This window comes from Kitasatospora sp. NEAU-69, from assembly GCF_057158765.1.
In genome coordinates this window covers 159597-169954 of sequence record NZ_JBWXUE010000004.1, presented here as the reverse complement: position 1 = coordinate 169954, position 10358 = coordinate 159597, and the positions used below count along the sequence as shown (strand labels likewise).

The 10358-nt window shown below is 71.5% G+C and carries 6 protein-coding genes; 4 read left to right on the top strand and 2 right to left on the bottom strand.

What is annotated here, in order from left to right; all coding sequences use genetic code 11:
• Positions 1–87 precede the first annotated feature (87 nt).
• Both lon and AC060L_RS06710 read right to left on the bottom strand, forming a co-directional pair.
• The gene (lon, locus tag AC060L_RS06715) at positions 88–2496 is read right to left on the bottom strand and encodes an endopeptidase La (protein WP_483797604.1); all 2409 of its coding nucleotides are present in this window, start codon (positions 2494–2496) and stop codon (positions 88–90) included.
• A 165-nt stretch (positions 2497–2661) separates the two neighbouring features.
• Positions 2662–3477, bottom strand: coding sequence for a rhomboid-like protein (locus AC060L_RS06710; protein WP_483797603.1), 816 nt, complete (start codon positions 3475–3477; stop codon positions 2662–2664).
• Positions 3478–4028: 551 nt separating this feature from the next.
• Here AC060L_RS06710 and AC060L_RS06705 point away from each other — a divergent pair.
• From AC060L_RS06705 to AC060L_RS06690, 4 genes are all read left to right on the top strand, one after another.
• Positions 4029–4763, top strand: a complete 735-nt coding sequence (locus AC060L_RS06705) for a response regulator transcription factor (protein WP_483797602.1) — start codon at positions 4029–4031, stop codon at positions 4761–4763.
• Between the two features lie 63 nt (positions 4764–4826).
• Complete coding sequence (locus tag AC060L_RS06700) at positions 4827–5984, top strand: sensor histidine kinase (RefSeq protein WP_483797601.1); 1158 nt, start codon at positions 4827–4829, stop codon at positions 5982–5984.
• 336 nt (positions 5985–6320) lie between these two features.
• The gene (locus AC060L_RS06695; protein WP_483797599.1) at positions 6321–10067 is read left to right on the top strand and encodes a multifunctional oxoglutarate decarboxylase/oxoglutarate dehydrogenase thiamine pyrophosphate-binding subunit/dihydrolipoyllysine-residue succinyltransferase subunit; all 3747 of its coding nucleotides are present in this window, start codon (positions 6321–6323) and stop codon (positions 10065–10067) included.
• Between the two features lie 100 nt (positions 10068–10167).
• Complete coding sequence (locus AC060L_RS06690; RefSeq protein ID WP_280715251.1) at positions 10168–10350, top strand: DUF6104 family protein; 183 nt, start codon at positions 10168–10170, stop codon at positions 10348–10350.
• Positions 10351–10358 lie beyond the last annotated feature (8 nt).

Here is a 10358-nt window from a genome sequence, read left to right as displayed (position 1 = left end):
CCCCTTCGTGCCCCTCCCCGCCCCCGGTGTGTTTCCCACCCCTTTCCCCCGCCGCGTCACCGGCTCACCGCATCAGCGGACGGTTGCTCAGGCGGCCGCCGCCACCCGCACCTCGGCCGGCTCCAGGGCCAGCGCGAGCACCTCCCGCACGTCCGCCACCGGGTGGACGGTCAGCCGCTCCAGCACCTCGGCCGGGACGTCGTCCAGGTCGGGCTCGTTGCGCTTGGGGATGATCACCGTGGTGACGCCGGCCCGGTCGGCCGCGAGCAGCTTCTGCTTCACGCCGCCGATCGGCAGCACCCGGCCGGTGAGCGAGACCTCACCGGTCATCGCCACATCGGTGCGGACCTTGCGGCCGGAGAGCAGCGAGGCCAGCGCGGTGGTCATCGTGACGCCGGCGCTCGGGCCGTCCTTCGGCACCGCGCCCGCCGGCACGTGCAGGTGGATGCCGCGCTCCCGCAGACCGGTGACCGGCAGCTCCAGCTCGGCGCCGCGCGAGCGCAGGAAGGAGAGCGCGATGTGCGCGGACTCCTTCATCACGTCGCCCAGCTGGCCGGTCAGGGTCAGGCCGGTCGAGCCGGTCTCGGCGTCGGCCAGCGAGGCCTCGACGAAGAGCACGTCGCCACCGGCACCGGTGACCGCCAGCCCGGTCGCGACGCCCGGCACGGCCGTGCGGCGCTCGGCCGGCTCCTGGGCCGACTCCGGGGTGTGGTGCGGGCGCCCGATCAGCGCGCGCAACTCGTCCGCACCGATCGCGGCCGGCAGCTCGCGCTCGCCGAGCTCGCTCTGCGCGGCGACCTTGCGCAGGATCCGGGAGACCGCCCGCTCCAGGTTCCGCACGCCGGCCTCGCGGGTGTACTCGCCGGCCAGCTTACGCAGCGCCGACTCGTCCACCGTGACGTCGTCCGTGGTCAGGCCGGCCCGCTGCAGCTGGCGCGGCAGCAGGTGGTCACGGGCGATGACGACCTTCTCGTCCTCGGTGTAGCCGTCGAGCCGGACGAGCTCCATCCGGTCCAGCAGCGGCTCGGGGATCGCCTCCAGCACGTTCGCGGTGGCCAGGAAGACGACGTCGGACAGGTCGAGCTCGACCTCCAGGTAGTGGTCCCGGAAGGTGTGGTTCTGCGCCGGGTCCAGCACCTCCAGCAGGGCCGCCGCCGGGTCGCCGCGGTAGTCCGAGCCGACCTTGTCGATCTCGTCCAGCAGCACGACCGGGTTCATCGAGCCGGCCTCCTTGATGGCCCGCACGATCCGGCCGGGCAGCGCGCCGACGTAGGTGCGCCGGTGGCCGCGGATCTCCGCCTCGTCCCGGACGCCGCCGAGCGCGACCCGGACGAAGTCACGGCCCATCGCGCGGGCCACCGACTCGCCGAGCGAGGTCTTGCCGACCCCGGGCGGGCCGACCAGCGCGAGCACCGCGCCGCCGCGCCGGCCGCCGATCAGGCCCAGGCCCTGGTCCGAGCGCCGCTTGCGGACCGCCAGGTACTCGACGATCCGGTCCTTCACGTCGGCCAGGCCCGCGTGGTCGGCGTCCAGCACCGCACGGGCGCCGGCGATGTCGTAGGCGTCCTCCTTGCGGTTGTTCCAGGGCAGCTCGAGGACGGTGTCCAGCCAGGTGCGGATCCAGCTGCCCTCGGGCGACTGGTCGGAGGACCGCTCCAGCTTGTCGACCTCCTTGAGGGCGGCCTCGCGGACCTTCTCAGGCAGCTCGGCGGCCTCGACCCGGGCGCGGTAGTCGCCCTCCTCGTCGGCGGCCTCGCCGTTCAGCTCGGCGAGCTCCTTGCGGACGGCCTCCAGCTGGCGGCGCAGCAGGAACTCCTTCTGCTGCTTGGCCACGCCCTCCTCGACGTCCTTGCGGATGGTGTCGTTGACCTCCTCCTCCGCGAGGTGGTCGCGGAGCAGCTGGAGCGCGTACTCCAGGCGGGCGATCTGGTCGGCCTCCAGCAGCACCTTGAGCTTCTGCTCGGCGGTCGCGAACGGCGCGTAGCCGATGTTGTCGGCGAGCTCGCCGACACCCTCGATCGCGGCCACCCGGTCGACGATCTGCCAGGCACCGCGCTTGCGCAGGTACGTGGTGGAGACCGCCTTGTACTCCTTCATCAGCTCGGTGGCGCGGCCACCGACCGGGATCCCCACCGAGGACTCCCGGAACGGGCTGGTCTCCACCCAGAGCGCGGCGCCGGGGCCGGTGGTGCCGGCGCCGATCCGCACCCGGCGGACGGCGCGGACCAGCGCGGCCGGGTCGCCGTCGGCGAGGCGGCCGACCTGCTCGATGGTGGCCAGCGTGCCGACGGCCGCGTACGAGCCGTCCATCCGCGGCACCAGCAGCACGGCGGGCTTGCCGCCGTCCGCAGACGTCCGCGCGGCGGCCCGGGCCGCCTCGACGGCGGCGCGCACCTCGGCATCCTTGAGGTCCAGGGGCACCACCATGCCGGGCAGCACGACCTCGTCGTCGAGCGGCAGCACGGGCAGGGTGAGCGAAGCGGACGTCGAAGCCATTATCTCTCCCCAGTCAGTGAACTTGAGTCGATGTGACTAAGGCTCACGGACCTCAGGATGTTCCCCGCAATTTGTTCGCTCTGAGCGAACGGACCCGGGCTGGCCGGAACACTGTCGGAACTCACAGGAAATCCGCAGGTCAGGGCGCAGACCCTGAGAAAAGATCTAGGCCTTCTCGAGTGCCGGCGGAGCGCCGGCCGCGGAATCGGCGACGGAATCAGCCGACGACCGAGCCGAGGAGTGCGCCGAAGACCGCGCCGGGGAGCCGGCCCGGGCGGCGACCGGACGGCGGCGCAGCGAGGCGCGCAGCGGCCGCCACAGCGCCATGCCGACCAGCAGCGCGGTCGGGTGCCCGATCCCGGTGACCAGGTCCGGCTCGTTCAGGATCTGGTGCGCGATCAGCGCGAGCGCACCGGCCAGCGCGAGCACCCGCCCGCGCCGCGACAGCAGCCCGGCGAGCGCGCCCAGACTGGCCAGCACGCCGTAGCTGACGCCGATGTCCAGCTCGTCCAGCGCACCCGCGCCGATCTGGTGGGTGGCCACCGCGACGGCGACCACGCCCTGCGAGAGCAGCGTGCCGATCACGTGCCCGGCGAAGAAGACGCCCGCCGTCCGCAGCGCCCCGATCCGCCGCTCCAGCGGCGCCACGGTGATCGCGTAGGCCCACAGGTAGGGCATCCAGACCGGTCCGGCGACCCAGAGCCCGCTCATCAGCAGCGAGCGCACCGGGGTGTGCAGCAGGTGGTGGCCGTCGGTGCTGGACATGGTCTGCAGCTGCTGCACCAGGTGCTGGTCGCCTGCGTGGGCGAAGAGCGCGGTACCGGCCAGCAGCAGCATGTACCCGAGTGCGAACGGGTTGCGACGCGGTGTCGGCAGCCGTTCCAGCAGCCATTCCAGCGGCCAGGAGCGCAGCCCCAGCCGCAGCCCGGCGTAGGGCGTCGCGGGGGCGCGCCGCACGTCACCCGGTGCCGTGTCCGCCATGGCGCCTCCCGTCGATCGCCGCACTGCCGCTTCCAGTGTGCCGTTACCTCTACAGCGCCGGATACCGCTCATCCGTCACCGCGCGCTCACCGCCCAGGCATCCACAGCTCCCGCGCAGCCGCGGCGCGTACCTGGGAGCCCGCCGGACGTCGCGCCGATCGCGCCGGATCCCGGCAGTTCACAGCCTGGTACGGACCAACTCCCCAGCTGTGTCGGAGATTACCGCACGAGCCGACTGTGAACGCCTTCGTGCATACACACCGTTACGGAGAGGCGACATGGACAGGTAAGGTAACGGCCCGTGCCGGTCCCCGGGCACGAGCACCGACCGTCGGGCCGGAAATCTGCGGTCCGCCTGCCGGGGCCTGCCCGGTGTCCGTACGCTGCGAGGTGCGCATAACGGGATCCGCGGTCGGGAAGCCGCGGTCCACCGTGTCGGACGGAGCCCGGGGCGACAATCCGGCACGGCAAAACGACGGAACAAGACTACGAGCGGAGCCCGCCACACCCATAGGTGGCGGCCCGCAGGCCCTGGGGGCGGTGGCGTGACCGTGACAGAGATTCAACAACAGGACAGCGGCGGCAGCGGAGTGATTGCCCAGCGTCGGGTACTGGTGGTGGAGGACGAACCGACCATCGCCGAGTCGATCGCGGCCCGGCTGGGCGCGGAGGGCTTCAAGGTCGCCGTGGCCCACGACGGCCCCGGCGCCGTGGACGGCTTCCACACCTGGCAGCCGGACCTCGTGGTGCTCGACATCATGCTGCCCGGCTTCGACGGACTGGAGGTCTGCCGCCGGATCCAGGCGCAGCGCCCGGTCCCGGTGCTGATGCTGACCGCCCGCGACGACGAGACGGACCTGCTGGTCGGCCTCGGCGTGGGCGCCGACGACTACATGACCAAGCCGTTCTCGATGCGCGAGCTGGCGGCCCGGGTCAACGTGCTGCTGCGCCGGGTCGAGCGGGCCCAGCAGGCTGCCCGCACACCCGCGCTCGGGTCGCTGCGGTTCGGCGAACTGGAGATCGACCACGTGCAGCGCCGGGTCCGGCTCGCCTCCGGCGACGTCCACCTGACGCCGACCGAGTTCGACCTGCTCGCCTGCCTGGCCGCCCAGCCGCGCGCCGTGCTGACCCGCGAGCAGCTGCTGGCCGAGGTCTGGGACTGGACCGACGCGTCCGGCACCCGGACGGTGGACAGCCACGTCAAGGCGCTGCGCCGGAAGATCGGCGCGAGCTGGATCCGCACCGTGCACGGGGTCGGGTACGCACTGGAGGCCCCGGTCTCCTGACCGGTGCGCATCCGCAGGTCAGGGGGCTCACGGGGGCAGAGAAGCACGGGGACCACAGCACCGATGAAGACCACCGCGGCACCAGGCCGCACCGAGGCCGACGCACCGGCGGGGCCGGGGCCGCTACGGCGCGCCGTCACCCGGGCCGGACGGCAGCTGCGCGCGGTGGATCCGCGCCGGTCGATCAAGGGCAAGCTGACCCTGCTGGTCATCGTCTCGGTGGTGCTCGCCACCGTGATGGTGGTGATCGCGACCCGCTCGGAGACCCAGATCCGAGTGATCATGATCTTCTCGATGATCGCCTCGCTGCTCTTCATGCAGCTGCTGGCGCACACCCTGACCGCCCCGCTGCGCGAGATGACGGCGGCCGCCCGGGCCATGGCCGGCGGCGACTACAGCCGCCGGGTGACGACCGGTTCGCGCGACGAGATCGGCGAGCTGGCCAGCACGTTCAACCGGATGGCGGCCGATCTCGCGGCCGCCGACCGGCACCGGCGCGAGCTGGTCGCCAACGTCTCGCACGAGCTGCGGACGCCGATCGCGGCGCTGCAGGCGGTCCTGGAGAACATGGTGGACGGCGTGGTCCGCCCCGACCACGCCACCCTGGGCGCCGCGCTGGAGCAGACCGAACGGCTCGGCCGGCTGGTCACCCACCTGCTGGACCTGTCCAAACTGGACGGCGGAGTGGTCCCGCTGGACGCCCGGGAGTTCGAGGTCGCCCCCTTCCTGGCCGGCGTGCTGCGCGGGCTGACGGTGGACGGCGCGACGGCCGGCGGCGCCTGGAGCCGGCGCGGCGACCTGAGCCTGCGCCTGGACGTCCAGCCGCCGGAGCTGACCGCCGTGGCCGACCCGGAGCGGCTGCACCAGGTGGTCGCGAACCTGGTCGACAACGCCTGCAAGCACTCCCCCGTCGGCGGCCTGGTGACCGTGCGGGCCCGGGCCGGCGAGGTGGCGCAGTCGCTCGACCTGGAGGTCGAGGACCAGGGCCCGGGGATCCCGGTGCAGGACCGCACCCGGGTCTTCGACCGGTTCAGCCGGGCCGGCGCGCCGACCGCGGCCGGCCCCGGTAGCGACGGCGGCACCGGCCTCGGGCTGGCCATCGCGCGCTGGGCGGTCGATCTGCACGGCGGGCGGATCGAGGTCGCGGACGGCTCGCAGGGCTGCCTGATCAAGGTCGCGCTGCCCGGCGCGCCGCCGGCCGTGCCGCACCCGCGGCTCTGACCCGCGACGTCGTTCGACCGAGGACGATCTGTCCAACCGGTCCAGCTTTGTCACAGAATTGGGACATACCGGCGCTCGACAGCCCAAGATTGGTCGCATCCGGTCATTTCCGGGGTGTTTTGCCCGATTTTGCAGGCTTCTGCCCGGCAGTTCGGCCCCTCACTTTTCCCATCCGACCCGGCGCTGTAACGTAGATATTCGGCCATTTTGGCCGACGGTACTGTGATCTGGACGACGCCGACCCCCCGGGGACTGCGCGATCACTGGTCAGGGGCGTAGCCTTAATCCCCGCTGTCCACATGTCCCAAAAGGAAGCGGAAGAGGGCGGTTGCCGCCGTGTCGCCACACCCTGAAACCCCCAGCTCGGCAAGCACCACTGGCTTCGGCCCCAATGAGTGGCTCGTCGACGAGATCTACCAGCAGTACCTCCAGGATCCCAACTCGGTCGACCGAGCCTGGTGGGACTTTTTCGCCGACTACAAGCCCGGTACCGAGGTGACCCCAGTGACCCAGGCCGCGACCCAGGCCGGCCCCACGCCGACCGCCGTTGCCGCCCCTGCCCCTGCTGCTGCTCCGGCGGCGCCTGCCCCCGTCGCCGCCCCGGCAGCCCCGGCCCCCGTGGCCGCGCCTGTCGCCGCCGCGCCGCTGGCAGCCGCCCCCGCAGCGCCGCCGGCCCCGAAGGCGGCCGCTCCGGCCGCCCCGGCCGTCGAGAGCAGCACGGGCCCCGAGCTCGTCCCGCTGCGCGGCCCGGCCAAGGCCGTCGCCACGAACATGGACGCCTCGCTCGAGGTGCCCACCGCGACGAGCGTGCGCGCCGTGCCGGCCAAGCTGTTGATCGACAACCGCATCGTCATCAACAACCACCTGCAGCGCGCCCGTGGCGGCAAGGTCTCCTTCACGCACCTGATCGGCTACGCCATGGTGCAGGCCCTGAAGGCGACCCCGGGCCTGAACTACAGCTACGCGGTGAAGGACGGCAAGTCCTTCATGGTGAAGCCGGAGCACGTCAACCTCGGCCTGGCCATCGACCTGGTGAAGCCGAACGGTGACCGCCAGCTGGTCGTCGCGGCCATCAAGAAGGCCGAGACGCTCGACTTCTTCGGCTTCTGGCAGGCCTACGAGGACATCGTCCGCCGCGCCCGCGGCAACAAGCTGACGATGGACGACTTCACCGGCGTGACGGTCTCGCTGACCAACCCGGGCGGCATCGGCACCGTGCACTCGGTGCCCCGCCTGATGCAGGGTCAGGGCACCATCCTCGGCGTCGGCGCGATGGAGTACCCGGCCGAGTTCCAGGGCTCCAACCCGGACACCCTGGCCCGGCTCGGCGTCTCCAAGATCATGACGCTGACCTCGACGTACGACCACCGGGTCATCCAGGGCGCCGCCTCCGGCGAGTTCCTGCGCGCGATCCACCAGCTGCTGCTCGGCGAGCACGGGTTCTACGACGAGGTCTTCGAGTCGCTGCGGATCCCGTACGAGCCGGTCCGCTGGGCCACCGACGTCGCGACCACGCACGAGGACGACGTCAACAAGACCGCCCGCGTGATGGAGCTGATCCACGCCTACCGCGTGCGCGGCCACCTGATGGCGGACACCGACCCGCTGGAGTACAAGCAGCGCCGGCACCCCGACCTGGACGTGGTCGAGCACGGTCTGACGCTGTGGGACCTGGAGCGCGAGTTCGCCGTCGGCGGCTTCGGCGGCCAGAAGATGATGAAGCTCCGCGACATCCTCGGCCTGCTGCGCAACACGTACTGCCGCACCGTCGGCATCGAGTACATGCACATCCAGGACCCGAAGCAGCGCAAGTGGCTGCAGGAGCGCCTGGAGAAGCCGTACACGAAGCCGGAGCGCGAGGAGCAGCTGCGCATCCTGCGCCGGCTGAACTCGGCGGAGGCCTTCGAGACCTTCCTGCAGACGAAGTACGTCGGCCAGAAGCGCTTCTCGCTGGAGGGCGGCGAGTCGCTCATCCCGCTGCTCGACGCGACCATCGACGCCGCCGCCGAGCACCGGCTGGACGAGGCCGTCATCGGCATGGCCCACCGCGGCCGCCTGAACGTGCTGGCCAACATCGTCGGCAAGCCGTACGGCAAGATCTTCGGCGAGTTCGAGGGCAACCTCGACCCGAAGTCGATGCACGGCTCCGGCGACGTGAAGTACCACCTCGGCTCCGAGGGCACCTTCACCGGCCTGGACGGCGAGACCATCAAGGTCTCGCTGGCCGCCAACCCGTCCCACCTGGAGACGGTCGACCCGGTCGTCGAGGGCATCGCCCGCGCCAAGCAGGACGTCCTGGACCAGGGCGGCACCACCTTCCCGGTGCTGCCGATCCAGATCCACGGCGACGCGGCCTTCGCCGGCCAGGGCGTCGTCGCCGAGACGCTGAACATGTCGCAGCTGCGCGGCTACCGCACCGGTGGCACGATCCACCTGGTCGTCAACAACCAGGTCGGCTTCACCGCGGCGCCGGCGTCCAGCCGCTCCTCGATGTACTGCACCGACGTGGCCCGGATGATCGAGGCCCCGATCTTCCACGTGAACGGCGACGACCCGGAGGCCGTGGTCCGCGTCGCGCGGCTCGCCTTCGAGTTCCGCCAGACGTTCCACAAGGACGTCGTGATCGACCTCATCTGCTACCGCCGCCGCGGTCACAACGAGGCCGACAACCCGTCGTTCACCCAGCCGCTGATGTACGACCTGATCGACAAGAAGCGCTCGGTGCGCAAGCTGTACACCGAGGGCCTGATCGGTCGCGGCGACATCACGATGGAAGAGGCGGAGTCCGCGCTCCAGGACTTCCAGGGCCAGCTGGAGAAGGTCTTCGCGGAGGTCCGCGACGCGGCCGCCACGCAGGCCGTCGCCCCGAACGGCAAGCCGGTCGCCGACTTCCCGGTCAACATCCAGACCGGCATCTCCCAGGAGATGGTCAAGCGGATCGCCGCCTCGCAGGTCAACCTGCCGGACTGGCTGACCGTGCACCCGCGCCTGCTGCCGCAGCTCCAGCGCCGCGCCGCCTCGATCGAGGACGGCACGATCGACTGGGCCACCGGCGAGTGCCTCGCCATCGGCTCGCTGCTGATGGAGGGCCACCCGGTCCGCCTGGCCGGCCAGGACAGCCGCCGCGGCACCTTCGGCCAGCGCCACGCGGTGCTGATCGACCGGGTCACCGGCGAGGACTACACCCCGCTGCTGTACCTGACCGAGGACCAGGCCCGCTTCACCGTCTACGACAGCCTGCTGTCGGAGTACGCGGCGATGGGCTTCGAGTACGGCTACTCGCTGACCCGCCCGAACGCGCTGGTCATGTGGGAGGCGCAGTTCGGCGACTTCGTCAACGGCGCGCAGAGCATCACCGACGAGTACATCTCCTCGGCCGAGCAGAAGTGGGGCCAGCACTCCGGCGTCACGCTGCTGCTGCCGCACGGCTACGAGGGCCAGGGCCCGGACCACTCGTCCGCCCGCCCGGAGCGCTTCCTCCAGCTGTGCGCGCAGAACAACATGACGGTCGCCATGCCGACGCTGCCGTCGAACTACTTCCACCTGCTGCGCTGGCAGGTGCACAACCCGCACCACAAGCCGCTCGTCGTCTTCACCCCGAAGTCGATGCTGCGTCTGAAGGCCGCGGCCAGCTCGGCGGAGGAGTTCACCTCCGGCTCGTTCCGTCCGGTGATCGGTGACAGCACCGTGGACCCGGCCGGCGTGCGCAAGGTGATCATCACCGCGGGCAAGTTCTACTACGACCTGGCGGCGGCGCGCACCGAGCGCGGCGTCACCGACACGGCGATCGTCCGGGTCGAGCGGCTCTACCCGCTGCCGGTGGCCGAGCTCCAGGAGGAGCTGGCCCGCTACGGCGAGGACGTCCAGTTCGTCTGGGCCCAGGAGGAGCCGGCGAACCAGGGTGCCTGGCCGTTCATCGCGATGAACCTGGTGGACCACCTGGACGTCGTGGTCGGCCGCAAGGCCGGCGCCGCGCGTCTGCGCCGGGTCGCCCGGCCGGCCTCCTCGGCCCCGGCCGTCGGCTCGGCCAAGCGCCACGCCGCGGAGCAGCAGGCCCTGATCGAAGAGGTCTACAGCCTCTGACGTCACGCACGTCACGCAGGTAAGCCCGGGTCCGCTTCGGCGGGCCCGGGCTCCTTCGTATCCTTTTCACCGTCACCATCACTCTGGACCGGAGCACACCGTGTACTTCACCGACCGCGGCATCGAGGAGCTGGAGAGCCGGCGTGGCGACGAGGAGGTCACCTTCGAGTGGCTGGCCGAGCGCCTGCGCGAGTTCGTGGACCTCAACCCCGACTTCGAGATCCCCGTCGAGCGGCTGGCCACCTGGCTGGCCCGGCTGGACGACGAGGACGACGAGGACTGAGCCGCCGG